Annotated in this window: 20 protein-coding genes; 7 read left to right on the top strand and 13 right to left on the bottom strand. The window is 66.6% G+C overall.

The window, feature by feature from the left end; translation table 11 throughout:
• Positions 1–20: 20 nt before the first annotated feature.
• Positions 21–314, top strand: a complete 294-nt coding sequence (locus tag AC07NT_RS02785) for a 2Fe-2S iron-sulfur cluster-binding protein (RefSeq protein ID WP_498597952.1) — start codon at positions 21–23, stop codon at positions 312–314.
• A gap of 20 nt (positions 315–334) precedes the next feature.
• Here the strand turns inward: AC07NT_RS02785 and AC07NT_RS02780 are convergent, their stop codons facing one another.
• Genes AC07NT_RS02780 through ylqF form a run of 3 tightly spaced genes read right to left on the bottom strand, consistent with a single transcriptional unit; the run spans position 335 to position 2,493 of the window.
• Complete coding sequence (locus AC07NT_RS02780; RefSeq protein WP_498597953.1) at positions 335–538, bottom strand: putative motility protein; 204 nt, start codon at positions 536–538, stop codon at positions 335–337.
• 57 nt (positions 539–595) lie between these two features.
• Positions 596–1,507 (bottom strand): DHH family phosphoesterase, encoded by a 912-nt coding sequence (locus tag AC07NT_RS02775; protein ID WP_498597954.1) that lies wholly within the window; start codon positions 1,505–1,507, stop codon positions 596–598.
• Positions 1,504–2,493: a ribosome biogenesis GTPase YlqF gene (gene ylqF / locus AC07NT_RS02770; RefSeq protein WP_498597955.1), complete on the bottom strand. Its 990-nt coding sequence runs from the start codon at positions 2,491–2,493 to the stop codon at positions 1,504–1,506. The genes AC07NT_RS02775 and ylqF overlap by 4 nt, the downstream gene beginning before the upstream one ends.
• A 68-nt stretch (positions 2,494–2,561) precedes the next feature.
• On the opposite strand from ylqF, the gene AC07NT_RS02765 reads away from it, so the two are divergent.
• The gene (locus tag AC07NT_RS02765; protein WP_498597956.1) at positions 2,562–2,798 is read left to right on the top strand and encodes a hypothetical protein; all 237 of its coding nucleotides are present in this window, start codon (positions 2,562–2,564) and stop codon (positions 2,796–2,798) included.
• Here the strand turns inward: AC07NT_RS02765 and gshA are convergent.
• Positions 2,760–4,316, bottom strand: a complete 1,557-nt coding sequence (gshA, locus tag AC07NT_RS02760; RefSeq protein ID WP_498597957.1) for a glutamate--cysteine ligase — start codon at positions 4,314–4,316, stop codon at positions 2,760–2,762. The two genes, AC07NT_RS02765 and gshA, sit on opposite strands and share 39 nt — an antisense overlap.
• Before the next feature lie 104 nt (positions 4,317–4,420).
• Between gshA and AC07NT_RS02755 the strand changes: the two genes are divergently transcribed.
• The 3 genes from AC07NT_RS02755 to AC07NT_RS02745 are packed head-to-tail and all read left to right on the top strand — an operon-like array spanning position 4,421 to position 5,640.
• Positions 4,421–4,648 (top strand): oxidoreductase-like domain-containing protein, encoded by a 228-nt coding sequence (locus AC07NT_RS02755; RefSeq protein WP_498598510.1) that lies wholly within the window; start codon positions 4,421–4,423, stop codon positions 4,646–4,648.
• A gap of 8 nt (positions 4,649–4,656) precedes the next feature.
• Positions 4,657–4,938, top strand: coding sequence for a DUF1294 domain-containing protein (locus tag AC07NT_RS02750; RefSeq protein ID WP_498597958.1), 282 nt, complete (start codon positions 4,657–4,659; stop codon positions 4,936–4,938).
• A gap of 51 nt (positions 4,939–4,989) precedes the next feature.
• A complete protein-coding gene (locus AC07NT_RS02745) occupies positions 4,990–5,640 on the top strand; it encodes a glutathione S-transferase family protein (RefSeq protein WP_498597959.1) in 651 nt (216 codons plus the stop codon).
• Positions 5,641–5,652: 12 nt separating this feature from the next.
• Here AC07NT_RS02745 and AC07NT_RS02740 read toward each other — a convergent pair whose 3' ends face one another.
• The gene (locus AC07NT_RS02740) at positions 5,653–6,564 is read right to left on the bottom strand and encodes an SDR family NAD(P)-dependent oxidoreductase (protein ID WP_498597960.1); all 912 of its coding nucleotides are present in this window, start codon (positions 6,562–6,564) and stop codon (positions 5,653–5,655) included.
• Between the two features lie 79 nt (positions 6,565–6,643).
• Between AC07NT_RS02740 and AC07NT_RS02735 the strand changes: the two genes are divergently transcribed.
• Positions 6,644–7,516, top strand: a complete 873-nt coding sequence (locus AC07NT_RS02735; RefSeq protein WP_498597961.1) for an NUDIX hydrolase — start codon at positions 6,644–6,646, stop codon at positions 7,514–7,516.
• Here the strand turns inward: AC07NT_RS02735 and AC07NT_RS02730 are convergent, their stop codons facing one another.
• From AC07NT_RS02730 to AC07NT_RS02695, 8 genes are read right to left on the bottom strand one after another with little or no spacing between them, the layout of a single operon-like run.
• Positions 7,517–7,945 (bottom strand): nuclear transport factor 2 family protein, encoded by a 429-nt coding sequence (locus AC07NT_RS02730; protein WP_498597962.1) that lies wholly within the window; start codon positions 7,943–7,945, stop codon positions 7,517–7,519.
• Positions 7,942–8,748, bottom strand: coding sequence for an SDR family NAD(P)-dependent oxidoreductase (locus AC07NT_RS02725; RefSeq protein ID WP_498597963.1), 807 nt, complete (start codon positions 8,746–8,748; stop codon positions 7,942–7,944). Before AC07NT_RS02725 ends, AC07NT_RS02730 begins: the two co-directional genes overlap by 4 nt.
• Before the next feature lie 2 nt (positions 8,749–8,750).
• Positions 8,751–9,311 carry a DUF3833 domain-containing protein gene (locus AC07NT_RS02720; protein ID WP_498597964.1) on the bottom strand — a complete coding sequence of 187 codons (561 nt, stop codon included), beginning with the start codon at positions 9,309–9,311 and terminating at the stop codon, positions 8,751–8,753.
• On the bottom strand, positions 9,308–10,579 hold the full coding sequence (locus tag AC07NT_RS02715) for an MFS transporter (RefSeq protein ID WP_498597965.1): 1,272 nt from the start codon (positions 10,577–10,579) through the stop codon (positions 9,308–9,310). Before AC07NT_RS02715 ends, AC07NT_RS02720 begins: the two co-directional genes overlap by 4 nt.
• 12 nt (positions 10,580–10,591) lie before the next feature.
• Complete coding sequence (locus AC07NT_RS02710; RefSeq protein ID WP_498597966.1) at positions 10,592–11,104, bottom strand: chalcone isomerase family protein; 513 nt, start codon at positions 11,102–11,104, stop codon at positions 10,592–10,594.
• Positions 11,105–11,118: 14 nt separating this feature from the next.
• Positions 11,119–12,345, bottom strand: coding sequence for a class I SAM-dependent methyltransferase (locus AC07NT_RS02705; protein WP_498597967.1), 1,227 nt, complete (start codon positions 12,343–12,345; stop codon positions 11,119–11,121).
• A gap of 7 nt (positions 12,346–12,352) precedes the next feature.
• Positions 12,353–13,141, bottom strand: a complete 789-nt coding sequence (locus AC07NT_RS02700) for a DUF1365 domain-containing protein (protein ID WP_498597968.1) — start codon at positions 13,139–13,141, stop codon at positions 12,353–12,355.
• Entirely contained in the window at positions 13,138–14,430 is a 1,293-nt protein-coding gene (locus AC07NT_RS02695) for an NAD(P)/FAD-dependent oxidoreductase (protein WP_498597969.1), read from the bottom strand. The genes AC07NT_RS02700 and AC07NT_RS02695 overlap by 4 nt, the downstream gene beginning before the upstream one ends.
• 118 nt (positions 14,431–14,548) lie before the next feature.
• On the opposite strand from AC07NT_RS02695, the gene AC07NT_RS02690 reads away from it, so the two are divergent.
• The gene (locus tag AC07NT_RS02690) at positions 14,549–15,508 is read left to right on the top strand and encodes a MerR family transcriptional regulator (RefSeq protein WP_498597970.1); all 960 of its coding nucleotides are present in this window, start codon (positions 14,549–14,551) and stop codon (positions 15,506–15,508) included.
• The last annotated feature ends 12 nt before the right edge of the window (positions 15,509–15,520 follow it).

Below are 15,520 nucleotides of genomic sequence, written 5' to 3'. Positions count from 1 at the left end.
AGCCAGTTTCCGCACGCCTCATGAATCCGAACGACACCCCCCTCTTCTATACCGGCCGCACCGAGGCCTTCGACCAGACCTTCGACGCCTGGGCTGACCGGCCGCTGCTGCAATCCATGGAAGAAGGCGGGGTGGACTGGCCCAGCTCCTGCCGCGCCGGCAGTTGCCGCACCTGCATCGGCCAGCTGCTCAGCGGCACAGTGCGTTATGAGATGGAGTGGCCGGGCCTGACGCCCGAGGAGAAGGAAGAGGGATACGTGCTGCCCTGCGTGGCCCACCCCTGCTCGGACGTGGTGCTCAAAGAGGGCTACTGACGCGTAGCGTCAGTGCGGTGTCAGGCCAGGGCGTTGAACCGGGTACCCAGGCTGCCCGAGGTCGCCAGGGGCTGGGGACCGACGGCGGGCGGCAGCAGGATCTGCACGCTGGCCTGCTGCGTTTCCATGGCCTGATGCAGGACGTAAATCTGCACGCTCTGCGCCAGCTGCGCCGACTGCTGCTGGCTGGCGATGGCGATGATCTGGTTGCTGATGCCGTCCATGGTCGATATCGGGTAGTTCCATACCCTTTATCGGCAGGCCCGCCAAGAACTTGAGGCTCAGGCCTGCAACGTGCCGCGCAACAGCTCCGGCAGCCGGTCGGCCCCCATGCGGAAACCACAGGCCTGCGCATGGCCGCCGCCGCCCATGCTTTCGGCCAGGGGGATGCAGTCAAAGCTGCGCTGCGAACGCAGGCCCACCTTGATGAGGCCGCCCTTGCTGGCGCTCCACATCAGCGCGTAGGTACCGCTCTTCTTGCTCAGCAGTTCACCGACCAGGCTGTGGAACATGCCCGGCGCATTGACCATCAGGCCGACCTGCCCATTGAAAGTGACGGGCTCGGCACCGGCAGCGATGTCATCACACAGCTTGCTGAACTTCTCGTCCATGGCCTGCCCGCGCAGCATGAACGTCGCAAGTTCCTCCTCGGACCAGGAGGCAATCTGCGCCCAGCGCTCGAAGTCCATGGCCTCCATGTCGAGCGCGGCCAGGAAACCCGCACTCTCGGGGTACTTCCAGGCCCAGATGTCGCGGTCTTCGATGTAGCGCACCAGGGCGGGCAGCGTGCGATCGGACTGGAAAAACTCCCACGCCAGGCGCGCGCCGGACTTGTTCATGTCGAAATGCACCACACCGCAGCGACAGGCAAAACCCGTGAGCTTCTCGGCCGCACTCTTGTGGTGGTCCAGCATGACCAGCTTGGCGGCGCGCTGTTCGATGGCCGACATGATCTCGGGCGCAAAGGAGAAGTCCAGGATGTAGACGGCGCGGCCCTCGATCGGCGGCAGGTCGTCCACACTCTTCACATCGCCATGGTCGCAGGGGCGGAACTCGGCTTGGCCTTCGTAATACAGCCAGGCCGCCAGCGCGGCGCCAAAACCGTCGGCACAGCGTGCGTGGTAGAGGATGAGCGGCGAAGGATCGTGGCGGTCGGGGTGGACCAGCAGTTGCTGGGGCAGCAGCGTTTTCATCGGGCGGGTTTCCTGGAACGTGGAGCGGCCTTGGGAGGCGCAGATTTTTTGGCCGCGGGCTTGGCACGGATGTGGCCCGCGCTCTTGAGTTCTTCCTTGCGCAGTTGGCGCTCGGCATCGAGCTGCTTGCCCTCGGCCAGCCAGCGTGCGTATTCCTGCGGCGTCTCCAGCGAGATACGACCCAGGGCACCGACACGAAAATCGTGGATCAGCAGCTCGGCGGCTTTCTGCATGTTCACCCTGTTGCCGGCCTGCAGGGCGCCGCGGTTGCGGCCGATGGCTTCGAGCAATTCCTCGCTCTGCAGCGCATCGACGTTTTTGAGCTGGTAACGCGCCGCCAGCTCGGCCGCGTAGTTCGACCTGAGATAGTCCAGCAGTTCCAGCGCCACCTCCTGGTCGTCGAAAGCGTTGCGGCCCACGGCGCCGCTGGCGGCCAGGTTGTAGCCGCTTTGCGCGACGATGATGCGCGGCCACAGCATGCCCGGTGTGTCGAAGAGATAGAAGCCGTCTTCGAGCACGATGCGCTGTTCGTTGCGTGTCACGCCGGCTTCGTCCGCAGCCTTGGCGGCGCTCTTGCCCACCAGGCGGTTGATCAGCGTGGACTTGCCCACGTTGGGGATGCCGCAGATCATCACGCGCAGCGGGCGTGCCATGCTCTCGCCGCGTGTGGGTGCCAGCTCGCGGCAGGGCGCGATCAGGCGTTTGGCAGCGTTGCCGTCGGTGGTGTCCAGGGCGATGGCGCGTGTGCCCTCGCGGCCGTTGTAGTGCGCCAGCCAGAGCGCGGTGCGCGCCGGGTCGGCCAGGTCCTGCTTGTTCAGCACCTTGAGGCTGGGGCGTTTGGCTGTCAGCGAGGCCAGCATGGGGTTGGCGCTGGAACCGGGCAGGCGCGCGTCCACCATCTCGATGACCACATCAATGTGCTTGATGCGCTCTTCGATGGTCTTCTTGGTCAGGTGCATATGACCTGGGAACCACTGGACGGCCATGGCGGGGGATTTTTCCGGGCAGAAATTAGGGCAAGGCAGGATTGTCGCCGACGTCGATAATCATCCCCATGACGAATCCTGCCGACAAGAAAGAAGCCCAAGCCCGTAAAGCCGACCAGGAACTGCTCTTCAAGGGCATTGCGATCGCCCTGATTGGCGTGGTCATCCTGCTGGGGCCTTACTTCGCCCGTTCCCCGGCCGTGCAGGAACTGCTGACCGGTGGCCAGGTCGTCGGCTGGTTCGCCCTGGTGCTGGGCGTGGCCTTTCTAGGCCAGTACTTCCTGCGTCGCCGCGCGCGACGGTAGTCCCAGGCGGGACGGCGAGACGTACTGCTGGCGGAAGATCTCGAAGGGCATGGTGTCGGCCAACTCAATGGCGCGCTGGTCTTCGAGAGACTTGCGGGCCATCGCCTCAAAACGTTGCTGCTGCTGGGAGGTCCAGGGCCGGGCCAGCAGATCCTGGCGCGTCTGTTCCGAGCGGGCGCGCACAAAACGCAGGAAAGAGTTTTCGTGGCCGCTGGCCATCTCGGCCAGCACACGGGCCGAGGGCAGGGTCGAAGGATCGGCCAGGCCGGCACGGGCCGAAGCCAGCGCCGCGCTGTAGTCGCTGCTGCCGTGCGCCGCATCCAGCGCGCGGGCGATGGGTTCGCAGGCCTTCACCAGTTCGCTGCCCCAGTCTTTCAACGTGACGGCCTGTCCGCCGCGCAGCAATTGCAAGCCGGGCTCACGCCCGCGCGCAGCCGTGAGGTGCTGGTTGCGTGCGAGTTCGGCGATCTCCTGGGGTGTGTCGTTCGGACTCTCGCTCTGCAGGCAGTGCAACAGGAAGACATCGAGAAAACGCATGGTCTGCGCATTGATGCCGACGGGCTCGAAGGGGTCCAGGTCCATGAGGCGCACTTCCACGTACTCCACGCCGCGTTCGCGCAGTGCGTGCAGCGGACGCTCACCCTGGAAGATGGTGCGCTTGGGACGGATGGTGCCGTAGAACTCGTTCTCGATCTGCAACAGGCTGGTGGCCAGCTGGATGTAGTCACCGCCCGGGTTCAGCACACCCAGGGCCTCGTAGGCGGGCCAGGGGCGTGTGAGCGCGTCGTGCAACGAGGCGGCGTAGCCCTCGAGGCTGTTGTAGCTGACGGCCAGCGAAGCCTGCGCGTCGCTCTGGTAGCCCAGCCGCCCCATGCGCAGCGAAGTACCGTGCGGCATGTACAGCGCCTGGCCGTTGAGCGACTGCAGCTCGTGCTGGCGGCCTTCGACGAAGGTAGGGCACAGGGCGGGCGAGGCACCGAAGAGGTAGAGCAGCAGGAAGGCGTGGCGGCGGAAATTGCGGATCAGCGCGAAGTACTCCGCGTTGCTCACACCCGGCAGCGACCAGTTGTAGTGGATGCCCGAGATGGTCTGCATGCGCCGGCCATAACGATGGCCCAGGCCCATGCGGTAGACGCTCTTGGCGCGCCCGATGTTCGACGAACCGTAACGCCCCAGGGGAATCGTCTCGTCGGTGGGCAGGCCGCAGGGCATGCTGGAGACCCAGAGCATCTCCTCCCCGGCCTCGCGCAGGGTGCGGTAGGTGTACTGGTGGGTCTCGGTGAGTTCGTCCAGGCAGGCCTGCACACCGGCATGCACGCCGGTGATGAGCTCGAGTTGCGACTCTGAATAGTCGGTGGTGATATGCGGGTGCGTGAGCGCCGAGCCCAGTGCCGCCGGATGCGGGGTGAGCGCCAGCTTGCCGTCGGGCAACGCGCGCAGGCTTTCCTTCTCGATGCCACGGCGGATGCCCCGCAGCCGCTCGGGGGCCAGGGGCGAAGTCACGGTGGGGCTGCTCATGCGAAGGGTCCGGAGTGATCTGATCTTTGTAATCGGACCCGGAAGTTACCATGAGGGGATAAACCCTGCTGAGCAGGGCTATGAGTCCCTTTCCAGCCACCGGCATGAGCCTGAACCCCGACACCCTCGCCGCCCCCGGCCCACTGGCCGAAACGCAAGCCATGTTTGCCGCGCTGCAACAGCGCGCCCAGGCCACTGGCATGACCCTGCGCAGCCCACCGCCCTTGCCCACCACCTGCTGTGGCCGCGGTTGCAATGGCTGCGTGTGGGAAGGTTTTTATGCAGCGGCGGATTACTGGCGGGAAGAGGCCGAGCTGCGGCTGCAAGCCTGAGCAAGCCCATGACGTTCTTTCTTCTCGCCGGCCTGGTCTATGGGTTCATGAGCCTGGTCACCTATGCCGTCTACGCGCTGGACAAATCAGCCGCGCGCTCGGGGCAATGGCGCACCCGGGAGAGCACCCTGCACCTGCTGGCCTTGCTGGGCGGCTGGCCGGGCGCACTGCTGGCGCAGCAGCAGCTGCGCCATAAATCGGGCAAGACGGCTTTCCTGCTGGTGTTCTGGCTCACGGTGCTGCTCCATGGCGTGCTGCTAGCGACGCTGTTGTGGCAACTGCCACCCTAGAATCAGGCCTAGCCCTCTGCCCATTTCACACGCCAGAAGGAGTGCCCGCCCATGCCCATGACCGACACCCCGAACTGCGACCTGGTGCTCTACACGCATCCCTGGTCCCGCGGCCAGATCGCGCGCTGGATGCTGGAGGAAATCGGTGCACTCTATCGTCAGGTCGTGCTCGACTTCGGCACCACCATGAAGGCCCCGGACTACCTGGCGGTCAATCCCATGGGCAAGGTGCCAACCGTCGTGCACGGCCAGCAGGTCGTGACCGAGTGCGCGGCCATCTGCGCCTACCTGGCCGACGCTTTCCCGGCCGCCGGCCTGGCGCCTGCGCCGGCACAACGCGCCGCCTACTACCGCTGGCTGTTCTTCGCTGCCGGTCCGCTGGAGGCCTCGGTGGTGGACCGCACCCTGGGCTTGAAGATCGAGGAAAAGCAGGAGCGCATGGTCGGCTACGGCAACTACGACAAGGTCATGGACACGCTGGCCGGCGCGCTGGCGCGCACGACCTGGCTCGGCGGCCCGGCCTTCAGCGCCGCCGATCTCTACGTCGGCTCCCAGCTGATCTGGGGCATGCAATTCGGAACCATCACCAAACGCGCCGAGTTCGAGGACTACGCCGCGCGGCTCACGCAACGCCCGGCCTACCTGGCGGCCAAGGCCATCGACATGGCGCTTGGAGCGCAGCTCGCAGAGAAGCAGGCCTAGCGAGCCCCGCGCTCAGCCCTTGCCCAGCATCGCCATCGCCCGACCCACCTCGTGCTGGCCTTGGGCGCTACCACTGCCCGGCACCGTCTCGTTGGTGCGGTCCAGTACTTCGGCCAGATGCTGCTGCAGGCGCACGTCGGCGCTCTCGTCGATGCCGATCCAGGCGCCCTGGGTCATCGTGATGTGGGCTGCCTCTACGCTGCCCGCTCCGGCGCACAGCGTGGTGCGTGTGGGGGCATCGGCACTGGCGAGCACCAGCATGGCGGGCACCACGGCCTCGGGTTGCAGGGCACGCAACACTTCAGCGGGCATGAGGTCTTCGGTCATGCGCGTGGCGGCCGTCGGGGCCAGGCAGTTGACACGGATGTCGTGCTTGGCGCCTTCGAGCGACAGCGTCTGCATAAGCCCGACCAGGGCCAGCTTGGCCGCGCCGTAGTTGGACTGGCCGAAGTTGCCGTAGAGGCCGCTGGAAGATGTGGTCATCACGATGCGGCCGTATTTCTGCGCCGTCATATGCGGCCACACCGCCTTGCAGCAGTGCACGGCGCCCATGAGGTGCACGTCCAGCACCAGGCGGAAATCGGCCAGTTCCAACTTGGCGAAGCTCTTGTCGCGCAGGATGCCGGCGTTGTTGACCAGGATGTCCACACGCCCCCAGGTGTCCACCGCCTGCTGCACCATGGCCTGCACGGCCTCGAAGTCGGTCACGGAAGCGGCATTGGCCATGGCTTCGCCACCGGCGGCGCGGATCTCGTCCACCACCTGTTGCGCGGCACTGGCGGAGCCGCCTGAACCATCGCGCGCGCCGCCCAGGTCGTTCACCACCACTTTGGCGCCACGCTTGGCCAGGGCCAGCGCATGCTGGCGGCCCAGGCCACCACCGGCCCCGGTCACGATGGCCACCCGGCCCTTGAAGTCGATCATGCTGTCTCCTCTGTGTATGTCAGCGTATGCTCAAATCTTAATGGACGAACAAAACCGGCCGAGTCCTGCACACGACACCATGGAACTGAACAGCACTGTGATCGAAACCCCGCCGCGCGACGCGGCCACCGTGGTCATGCTGCGGGACGCCCCTTCCGGGCTGGAGGTGTTCCTGCTCAAGCGCCACGGACTGTCCGACGTGCTGGGCGGGGCCTATGTGTTTCCCGGCGGCAAAATCGACAGGGAAGACGCGGCGCTGATTCCCCAGTTGGACCAACCCCTGGCCACCCTGCACACCGCGCTGGGCGAACCCGGGACGGCGGCCGAACTGGCGGCCAGCTGTTATGTGGCGGCGCTGCGCGAGGCCTTCGAGGAATCGGGGGTGTTGTACGCACATGGCGCCAGCGCCGAACAGGTGGCCCAGGCCACGGCCCTGCTGCGCGAGGGCCATGGTTTTGCCGAGCTGCTGATGCAGCTGGGTCTGAAGCTGGACACCCGCAGTGTGCTGCCCTGGTCGCGCTGGGTCACGCCCAAAATGGCTTCGGTGAGTTCCAAACGTTTCGACACGCGCTTTTTCGTGGCCGCCGTGCCGGCCGTGCAGACCGCGCGCCACGACAACCATGAGGCCACCGAGAGTGTGTGGGTGGCACCACGTGCCGCGCTGGAACAGTACCGCGACGGCCACATCGAGCTGGCGCCACCGCAGATCATGAGCCTGGCCCATCTCGCGCGCCACGCCGGCGTGGCCAGCGTGCTGGACGAGGCCCGGAGCAAGCCCCCGGCCCTGGTACAGCCCGAACCCTACGACGACGAGAACGGAGTGCGTGTGCTGTGTTACCCGGGCGACCCGCGCCACAGCGTGCGCGAGCGCGCCCTGCCCGGCCCCACACGCCTGCGCTACAGCGGCAAGCGCTTCCAGCCCGAAGCGGGTTTCGAGTCCCTCTTCAGTTGATCAGCTGTTCGCGCGGCGCTTGAGCCAGCGCATCAGCCCGCCCACCAGGGGCAGCTTCTCGTAGAGCTCCTCGGCCGCATCCCAGTAGTCACGGTGTGAGCGGATGCGCCCGTCCTGCGCCAGGCGCAGGTGTGTGGCACCCCGTATGGTCTGCAGCTGGCCGACCTTGTGGTTGCGGAAACGGAAGTGGAAATCCCAGCTCAGGAAAACCTGATCCCCCTCCACCAGGCGGGCCGTGACCACGAAGTGGGGTTCGTCCAGCGACTTGTACATGTGTTGGAAGATGCTCCGGATCGCCTGGATGCCACGCACTTCGTTGAAGGGGTCCTTGAAGTAGGCGTCTTCGGTATAGAACTGGCCGATACGCTCCACACTCTGCGGCGTCAGCGTTTCGAAGAAGACGGCGATTTTTTCGACAGCGTGGCTCATAGTCCGGTGAATTTCTTGGTCAAGGGGAAATAGAGACGGTAGGGCAACAGGCGCATGAACTTGAGCCAGCGCGTGAAGCGTTTGGGGAAATGCAGCTCGAAGTCACCACGCGCCCAGCCTGCCAGCATCTCGCGCGCCGCGACATCGGGCGTGATCAGCGCCGGCATCTTGAAGTCATTCTGCGCGGTCAGCGGTGTCTCGACGAAACCGGGGTTGACCACACTCACCCCCAGCCCCAGGCCACTCAGGTCCAGGTAGAGGGCTTCGGCCAGGTTGATGAGAGCGGCCTTGGTCGGCCCATAGGCCAGGCTCCTGGGCAGACCACGGAAACCCGCCACGCTGCTGACCAAGCTCAGGTGCCCGCCCTGCCCGCGCGCGGCCTGCTGCTTCAGGTGCGGCAGCACGGCTTCCAGCAGGTAGAGCGCGCCCACGTAGTTGACCTGCTCGTGCCGCAGCATCTCGCCGAGCTCGTAGGTTTTGGCATCGACCGGCAGGTAATAACCGGCGCAGTACACCACCAGGTCCAGCGGACCGCGTTCGGTGATGACGCCCGTGGCCAGCTGCAGGGCTCGACGGTCTGTCACGTCCAGCGGCAGGGCCACGGCGCGCGGCCGGCCCTGGGCATCGGAACCCGGATGCGCGGCCACCCAGGCGTCGAGCTGCGCCGCCTTGCGCGCCGACACAAACACCGTGGCGCCTCGCTCGTGCAACTGGTCGGCGCAGGCCTGTCCGATGCCACTGGAGGCGCCGACCAGCCATACCGTCTTGCCAGCCCAGTCGCGCAGGAGAGGGTTGAGGGCCATGGTCAACGTTTCGTGAAAGACAGGGTGACCTCACCCAGACGCACGCCCCATTTGCTCATGGTGGCGCGGTTGAGCATGACACGGTCGTTCATCTGGTACATCCAGTCTTCGAAATGTACGACGATGTTGCGCCCGTCCACCGGCAGGTCCAGGTCGTAGGCCCAGTAGAAGGCATTGCCGCGTTCCTCGCCATTGGCCTCGCCCACCACGTCGCCGGCGGTACCGATGTAGCGGCCCTGGGCCCCCACGCCGGGCTGGCGCTTGAGGGTCCAGACGCGCTTCTGCGTCGTGCCGTCGGAGTAGCTGAAATCCTCGTCGAGCACGCCCACTTCGCGGCCACTCTCACCGCTCCAGCTGCAGTTCATGACCACGGTGAATCGCTTCACCACCTTGCCTGAGCGGTCGGTGAAGACACCATAGGCATCGACCGTGCCGCTGAAATAACGGCGCAGATCGAGCTCGGGCTTCTCCCCCGCGTAATCGGCGACGCCGGGGGAGGCACAACCCGAGAGCGCGACCGCGCCCAGGGCAGCGGTACCGGCAAGCAATAGACGACGTTTCATGGTGACCCTTTGCGATGAATGAAAGATGAATAGAGCAGTCCGCCTGCCGCGAGCTTGAGCAGGCAAGGCAGCAGGCAATAGGCGGCACTGAGCGCCTGCAGGGCCTGCGGTTCACGCACACCAGGCGCGTAGCCGTACAGGCCCAGCAAAGGCAGGGCCAGGCCGGCGGCCAGAGCCAGGTTGAGCTTGGTGGCGAAGTTCCACCAACCGTAGTAGGCGCCTTGCGTGCGGCCCAGGTCGCCGGCGCGCGCGATCAGGCCCGCCAGCATGGCGCCTGGCATGACCAGATCGGCCCCGAGCGCCGCGCCCGAGAGCGCGCAGATGGCGATGAAGTGCCACGCATCGCCATCACCCAGCGTGCTGGCCCAGACAAAAACGGCCACGGCCAGTCCCATGCCACCCAGCCAGCTGCGAGCCAGGCCATAGCGGCGCACCGCCGCCAGCCACAGGGGCATGGACAGGGCGGCACTCAGGAAATAGCTGCCGAGAAACAAAGGCTCCATCGCGGCCGGTGCGCGCAGCCGGTCCTGCACAAAAAAGAGCACCAGGGTGGCCGGCACCGCGCTGGCGATGCCGTTGAGCATGAAGACGGCCAGCAGGCGGCGAAAGGGTGCGCGCTGCCAGGGTTGCCACAGCGCGCCGGCCTCGGCCACCGTACCGGTGATGGCGTCCGCCGACGGGCGCGGTGCAGCGCGCCAGGCCAACCAGCCCAGGCCCAGCGCCAGCCAGAACAAGCCCACCATGGCCTCCAGCCCCCACAGCACGGGCAACACTGCGGCCAGCAGCACACCGACCAGGCCCAGCCCTTCACGCCAGGCCACCAGGCGACTCTGGTTCAGCGCGTCACCACCGAGCAGCGCGCCCCAGGCCTGGTGCGAAAGTGTCACGGCGCTGAAGCTCGCATAGGTCAGCATCAGCAGCACGCCGCCCAGGACCAGCAGGCCGTCGCCGTCGCGTAGCGGCGGAAAGAACAGCAGCGCAAAACCTGCCCCCATGAATCCACAGGCCACCGCCGCCCAGGCCAGCAGGGCCGATGGCGCGCGACGGTAGAGCCGGTCGCTCACGCGGCCCAGCAGCGGATCGATCAGCGCGTCGGCCAGGCGCGTGGCCAACAGCAAGGCGCCCAGCGTTGCCAGCGGCACACCAAACTCGCGCGCGTAGTGGTTGGGCAGCAGCACATAGAGCGGCAATGCCACGAAAGCCAGAGGCAGGCCCATGAGACCGTAGCGCCAGGCTTGAGCGATGCTGAGAACCGAGGCTGCGCTCATCTCAGGTGCAGTTCAAGGTGCCGCGGAGGCCTGGCCCAACAGGGCCAGGCGCAACTTGGGGGCCGAAGTCTGTTCCGACAACCAGATGCCGAAAAACAGGCGGGCGAACTCAGGGTCGTTGATCTCGCGCGTGGGCTTGCCGTTGGCGTAGAACTGCACGCCACGACCCGGCAGGTTCACGCCCGTCAGGCGGTCGCCCGCGGCCACATCGGGGAAGGCCGCCTGCATCGCCGACAACCAGCCCTGCGCCTGGGCCTCGCTGAAGCTGCCCACGCGGCGCATTTCGGCGATGGAACGCTCGGCGATGTCACGCCCCTTGAAGCTGCGCCGGTAATGCAGTTCCAGCGCATAGCGCTGGCTGGGCAGCGCCGCCGCATCGAAGCCGGGCTCGGCCCACAGGCTGGCCTGGTAGATATCGAAACCCCAATAGCTGTACAGGCCGTTGCCCACCTGGCGCGGCTGCACGAGCGACGGCGCGGCCGCGGTCTCGCCCCAGGCCGGCGCCAGCGCCAGCAGCAAGCCCAAGCAGCCGGCAATTGCTACATTTTTTGTAGCGTGTATTGCACCACGTCGATGTTCGCTTCGTCGAACGCAGCTTCGCAGTAGGCGAGATAGAACTCCCATAGCTTCATGAACCTTTCGTCAAATCCGAGGGGCAGGATGCGGGCACGTTCGGCCAGGAACTGCTGGCGCCAGCGGCGCAGGGTTTCGGCGTAGTCCGGGCCGAAGGGAAGCTCGTCCACCACCTTGAGGCCGGCGGCCTCGGCTTGGCGGCGGAACTCGGCCGGGCAGGGCAGGCAACCGCCGGGGAAGATGTATTGCTGGATGAAGTCGGTGGAGCCGAGGTAGCGCTCGAACAGGCCGTCGTCGATGACGATGCTCTGCACGCAGGCACGGCCGCCGGTCTTGAGCAGACGGGCCACGCTCTGGAAATAGGTAGGCCAATACTCCTGCCCGACGGCCTCCACCATCTCGATGGAGCAGACCGCATCGTAGGGGCCGTCAGCAATGTCGCGGTAGTCCTGCAGGCGCAGGTCGGCACGCGCGGCCGCTCCGGCACCGAGCTGGCCCATGCGCTCCTGGGCCCAGCCCAACTGCTCGGTGCTCAGCGTGACCCCGGTGAGCGAAGCGTCGAATTCGGTGACCGCCATCTCGGCCAGCGCGCCCCAGCCACAGCCGATCTCCAGCACGCGGTCACCCGGCTGCACGCCGGCCATGCGCAGGGCGCGGCGTACCTTGGCCTGTTGCGCCGCAACCATGTCACCGGCCAGATTGCCCTCGAACCAGGCCGAGGAGTAGTTCATGGTCTCGTCCAGCCAGAGACGGTAGAAGGCGTTGCCCAGGTCGTAGTGGGCGTGGATGTTCTTGCGGCTGTTCGCCTTGGTGTTGCGATGGAAGAGGTGACGCAGACGGTAGAACAGGCTGCCCAGCCAGCTGCCGTAGATCACGTCCTCCAGGTCCTGGCGGTTGCGGATGAACAGGCGCAGCAAGGCCGCCAGATCGTTGCAGCTCCACTGGCCGGCCATGTAGCTCTCGGCGAAGCCGATGTCACCGGACTTGAGCGTGGTGCCGAAGACGGCCCAGTCATGCACCGTCAGGCTGGCGTGGGGGACATCGCCGTGGCCGTAGCGCAGCTGTGTACCGTCGGGCAGTTGCAGGTTCAGCGTGCCGTGGCGCAAGCGCTCCAGCAGACGCAGGACGGATCGGGCGCTGGCCGGCGCGCTGCGCGGCAGCGCCAGGCGGGGGGCGGCGGTGGTGGTGTTCATGACGGTATCAGCTGGGAATGGAACGGGTGACGAAATCGACCGGCGGTGCCGGCTTGCGGAAGAAGGGGACACGCTTGAGCCACAGGCGCAGGGCCTGCCAGTGGATATGGGCGATCAGCGCCAGCGTCATGGCCGGCTGGCGCCACAGCACGCGGCTGGCGCTGCGCGCGGTATAGGGCTGCAGCACCCCGCTGACGCTGGTCTGCAACAGCAGGCCCCGGCCATCGTCCAGGTCCACACAGGCCAAGGTGCGTTCCATGCCGTCGCGCATGGTGCGCAGGAAACGGAAGCGGTACTCGCCTTCGACACGGCAAAAAGGCGACACATGGAAGACCTTGCTGGCGCGCTGTTCCTGGCCGTACCGCGGCGCATCGAGCAGGTAACAGTGACGCTCGCCGAAAGTGTTGTTGACCTCGGCCACGATGGCGCGCAGCGTGCCGTCGGCGCGGTGGCAGTACCAGAAGCTGACCGGCTTGAAGGCATATCCCAGCACGCGCGGGTAGCAATGAAGCCAGACCTCGCCATCGGCGTCCGTGATGCCCTCCTGCAGCAGCAGCTCCTCCATCCAGCCCAGGGCCCCGCCCTGCCCGGCGCCGCGCCCGTCGCCGTGGTCGCTGTCATGGAAGCTGAGCCAGCCGGCGCGGTTGTGCGCCAGCTCGCCGGCGCCGAACCGGCGCATGCTGCGCAGCGGCAGCATGAGAAAGAAGGTGGGGTATGCAAAGGCATGCCGTGTCGGGCGCAGGCGCGTATGGCGCACCTGGCCGGAACCGATCTGCGGCACGCCTATGTCGCTCATGCCGCCTCCCGCCAGGCGATCTGCCCGAGCAAGGCCTGTGCGACCGACAGGCCGGACTTGAGGCCATCTTCATGGAAGCCGTAACCTGTCCAGGCGCCGGCGTACCAGGTACGCTGGCGGCCCTGCAGGTCGGGCAGCGCCTTCTGCGCGGCGATGGCCCCGAGGTCGAACACCGGGTGGGCGTAGTCGTAGTCACCCAGCACATGGCCAGGTGCGATCTCGCGCAGCGGGTTCAGCGTGACCACCACCGGCTGCTCGAAGGGCAAGGGTTGCAGCTGGTTGAGCAGGTAGTGCAGGCAGACCCGACTGTTCTCGTGGTCAGTGGCCGCAGCGCGCTCGTAATTCCAGGCGGCCCAGGCCAGGCGGCGCTCGGGCAGCACGCTGGCGTCGGTGTGCAGCACGGCGCGGTTGGCCTGGTAGCGTATGGCGCCCAGCACGCGAGTCTCCTCGGCCGAGGGCTGGCGCAACAGGGCCAGGGCCTGATCGGAGTGGGTGGCCAGCACCACCTGGTCAAAGCGCTGGGCGCCTTGGTCGGTGATGATCGTCACGCCCTGCGCGTCGCGTTCGATGCGACGCACGGGGGTGTTCAGGCGCTTGTCGGGTATGCGCGCAACGATCTTCTCGACATAAGCGCGCGCGCCGCCGGCCACCGTCCACCACTGCGGCCGGCCGCTGACCTGGATCAGGCCGTGGTTGTGGCAGAAACGGATCATGGTGGACACCGGGAACGCCAGCATCTGCGCCGTCGGGCAACTCCAGATGCAGGCCATCATGGGCAGGAAGTACCAGTCGCGGAACTCCGCGCTGAAACCCTGCACGTCCAGCCAGACGCCCAGTGGCTGTAACAGCTGGGCGTCGGCGCCGGCCTCGGCCAGTTCGGTGGCCAGGCGGTTGAAACGCAGCACCTCGCGCAGCATGCGCAGAAAACGCCAGTTCAGCAGGTTGCCGCGCTGGGCAAAGACGCTGTTGAGGTTGGCGCCATTCCATTCCAGCCGCCGCCCGGCAGCGCCGGCCTGGACCGAGAAGGACATGTCGGTCTTGGCCGTGGGGATGTCCAGCTCGTCGAACAGGCGGATCAGGTTCGGGTAGGTGCGTTCGTTGAAGACAAGGAAACCGGTGTCCACGCCCCAGGTGGTGGGGCCCTGCGCGGTGGGCAGGGTCACGTCCACCGTATGGGTATGGCCGCCGAAATAGCTCCCCGCCTCAAACAGGGTCAGCTCGGCCCGGCCCTGCAGGGCATGGGCCACGGCCAGGCCCGAGATCCCCGAACCGACGATGGCGATCCTCATATGGAGGCCTCGTCGAAGATTTGTTGTATTTTCATTTGTCGTAGACAGAACTTGGTTATTTGTATTTTTGTCCTTTAAAATCCAAATAAATCACTTTTTGTCCTAGACAAATAGGAATATGAACACCAACACCAGCCTGCCGGAGCCTGGCCTGGCTGCCCACGCCCGGCAGGAGGCGGGCTGGCCGATCGCGGCGGTAGAACGGGACACCGGCCTGTCCAAGGACACCCTGCGGATCTGGGAGCGGCGCTACGGTTTCCCCCAACCTGTGCGGGATGCCGCCGACGAACGGGTCTATCCCATTGAGCAGGTCGAACGCCTGCGGGTGATCGCCCGGCTGCTCAACGCGGGGGGGCGCCCGGGCCAGGTCGTGGCCCTGCCCATGGCCGAGTTGCGGCAGCGTCTGCAGGCCGCGATGCCGCTAGGCCGCGGCTTGGCGCTGGAGCATGAGGCACTGCTGACCATGCTGCGGCGCTGCGAGATCATGGATCTGCGGCGCACACTGAACCAGGCCGTGATGCGCCTGGGGCTGGCACGCTTTCTCACCGAGCTGCTGGCGCCGCTGACCGTGCACGTGGGCGAGGCCTGGATGCGCGGCGAGATCCAGGTCTTCGAGGAGCACATGTACACCGAGAGCGTGGTGGCCGTGCTGCGCGGCGCATTGGGTGGCGCCTCCGCCATGCCGCGCCCGGGCATGCCGCGCGTGCTGCTGAGCACGCTGCCGCAGGAGTCCCACCTGCTGGGCCTGTTGATGGCCGAGACCATCCTGGCCATCGAGGGCTGTGAATGCGTGTCCCTGGGGGCACAGACGCCGGTGGCCGAGATCGTGCGCGCCGCGCAGGCCAACCGCGCGCAGATCGTGGGCCTGAGCTTCAGCCCGGCCAGCAACACGCCCCTGCTGCAGCAAAATCTGCAGGACCTGCGCACGCAGCTGCCCGCATCGGTGCAGCTCTGGGCCGGTGGCAGCCACCCGGCCCTGCGCCGGCGCCTGCCCGCCGGGGTGCTGGCCATCGACCGGCTGGAACAGATTCCTGAAATGCTGGCGGCCTGGAAAGCCGGCGGCACCGGCGCGGCCTGAAACCGGCCCCGC

The organism is Hylemonella sp. GW821-FHT10B10 (genome assembly GCF_059415585.1).
The sequence above is the reverse complement of the archived record's forward strand: the minus strand, read 5'-3'. Positions and strand labels throughout refer to the sequence as shown.

Coding starts and splice junctions, on each gene's coding strand:
- AC07NT_RS02740 (WP_498597960.1), bottom strand. CDS start 6,564: ATGATCGACTTCAAGGGCCGGGTGGCCATCGTGACCGGGGCCGGTGGT.
- AC07NT_RS02730 (WP_498597962.1), bottom strand. CDS start 7,945: ATGAGCCACGCTGTCGAAAAAATCGCCGTCTTCTTCGAAACGCTGACG.
- AC07NT_RS02690 (WP_498597970.1), top strand. CDS start 14,549: ATGAACACCAACACCAGCCTGCCGGAGCCTGGCCTGGCTGCCCACGCC.
- AC07NT_RS02765 (WP_498597956.1), top strand. CDS start 2,562: ATGACGAATCCTGCCGACAAGAAAGAAGCCCAAGCCCGTAAAGCCGAC.
- AC07NT_RS02700 (WP_498597968.1), bottom strand. CDS start 13,141: ATGAGCGACATAGGCGTGCCGCAGATCGGTTCCGGCCAGGTGCGCCAT.
- AC07NT_RS02785 (WP_498597952.1), top strand. CDS start 21: ATGAATCCGAACGACACCCCCCTCTTCTATACCGGCCGCACCGAGGCC.
- AC07NT_RS02775 (WP_498597954.1), bottom strand. CDS start 1,507: ATGAAAACGCTGCTGCCCCAGCAACTGCTGGTCCACCCCGACCGCCAC.
- AC07NT_RS02780 (WP_498597953.1), bottom strand. CDS start 538: ATGGACGGCATCAGCAACCAGATCATCGCCATCGCCAGCCAGCAGCAG.
- AC07NT_RS02695 (WP_498597969.1), bottom strand. CDS start 14,430: ATGAGGATCGCCATCGTCGGTTCGGGGATCTCGGGCCTGGCCGTGGCC.
- AC07NT_RS02745 (WP_498597959.1), top strand. CDS start 4,990: ATGCCCATGACCGACACCCCGAACTGCGACCTGGTGCTCTACACGCAT.
- AC07NT_RS02725 (WP_498597963.1), bottom strand. CDS start 8,748: ATGGCCCTCAACCCTCTCCTGCGCGACTGGGCTGGCAAGACGGTATGG.
- ylqF (WP_498597955.1), bottom strand. CDS start 2,493: ATGGCCGTCCAGTGGTTCCCAGGTCATATGCACCTGACCAAGAAGACC.
- AC07NT_RS02705 (WP_498597967.1), bottom strand. CDS start 12,345: ATGAACACCACCACCGCCGCCCCCCGCCTGGCGCTGCCGCGCAGCGCG.
- AC07NT_RS02715 (WP_498597965.1), bottom strand. CDS start 10,579: ATGAGCGCAGCCTCGGTTCTCAGCATCGCTCAAGCCTGGCGCTACGGT.
- gshA (WP_498597957.1), bottom strand. CDS start 4,316: ATGAGCAGCCCCACCGTGACTTCGCCCCTGGCCCCCGAGCGGCTGCGG.
- AC07NT_RS02750 (WP_498597958.1), top strand. CDS start 4,657: ATGACGTTCTTTCTTCTCGCCGGCCTGGTCTATGGGTTCATGAGCCTG.
- AC07NT_RS02755 (WP_498598510.1), top strand. CDS start 4,421: ATGAGCCTGAACCCCGACACCCTCGCCGCCCCCGGCCCACTGGCCGAA.
- AC07NT_RS02735 (WP_498597961.1), top strand. CDS start 6,644: ATGGAACTGAACAGCACTGTGATCGAAACCCCGCCGCGCGACGCGGCC.
- AC07NT_RS02720 (WP_498597964.1), bottom strand. CDS start 9,311: ATGAAACGTCGTCTATTGCTTGCCGGTACCGCTGCCCTGGGCGCGGTC.